Raw genomic sequence first — 936 nt, 5'->3', positions numbered from 1 at the left:
ATTCAGGACGGGTCAAAATGTGAGGTAACGTGTTTGTGTATATCTTGTTGCGGAATAAGCCGTAGCTATTTTAGCTTCGGATGAGCCACACGTGGCGAAAATTCCGTTGGAGGAAAATAGCAAGGCTTGAACCTTTAATTTTTCCGATTAGTTAAATATACAAATTGTATTTAAAATTTCTATGCTAATAAAAAAAGGAGCAATGAGATATACACGTTGTTGTAAAACGTTATTTTATTATTACTGTTCCAACAATGTCGGACTTGTCAATAAGTCCAACAAATCTGGAGTCTTCTGCAATATCTCTATTGTCACCTAAAACAAAAACTTTGTTAGAAGGTATTTTAAGAGGTCCGAAATTGTCCAAATTCCAATTCTCATTAAATATTTTTTGAACTATTGAATTTTCATCTAATTCATTTGCTATTTTGCGTCTTAATTCCAATCTATTTGCTTTAGCGTATTGGTCAGATAAAGGAATCATTATTGAATCTTTTTTCTCTCCAACTCTAGAAATAAAAGTTAGGTCTGGTTTTAATTCCGTTTTTGATTTTTGAAATTCTTCTTCGGTCAAAACATAGAAATGTACAAAATCAGTTCCTTTATCAGCATTTTTTCCGTTAATGAATAACGTTCCGTTTTTGATTTCCACAATGTCATTTTCCATTCCACAAAGTCTATGAACTCTGATATGATTCCCTAATCTTCCATTTTGATTTTTGTAACAAATAAAGTCTCCATTTTTTGGTTCAGTTAGGTTCGAAGCAACCATTTTTGAATCCAATTCTAAATTTGGCAAATTCGATGTTGTCGGATTACTATAAACAGTGAAAATTCCTGTCCAACTCAATAAATGATATATGACGAATAAAATGCCGAGAAGGATTAATGTTATTTTCAGAGGTTTCTTCATAATGTTTTACAACGTGTTCGTGT

Annotated in this window: 1 protein-coding gene; it reads right to left on the bottom strand. The window is 31.8% G+C overall.

The features are described 5' to 3' along the window. Positions 1 to 229: 229 nt before the first annotated feature. Positions 230 to 913 carry a signal peptidase I gene (gene lepB / locus TD18_RS12690; protein ID WP_040253241.1) on the bottom strand — a complete coding sequence of 228 codons (684 nt, stop codon included), beginning with the start codon at positions 911 to 913 and terminating at the stop codon, positions 230 to 232. Positions 914 to 936 lie beyond the last annotated feature (23 nt).

The organism is Psychroserpens mesophilus, from assembly GCF_000826645.1.
GTDB lineage: Bacteria > Bacteroidota > Bacteroidia > Flavobacteriales > Flavobacteriaceae > Psychroserpens > Psychroserpens mesophilus.
This window is presented reverse-complemented; position numbering and strand designations above follow the sequence as displayed.

Excerpts from the sequence above, each read along its gene's own strand:
- lepB (WP_040253241.1), bottom strand. The coding sequence starts at position 913 with ATGAAGAAACCTCTGAAAATAACATTAATCCTTCTCGGCATTTTATTC.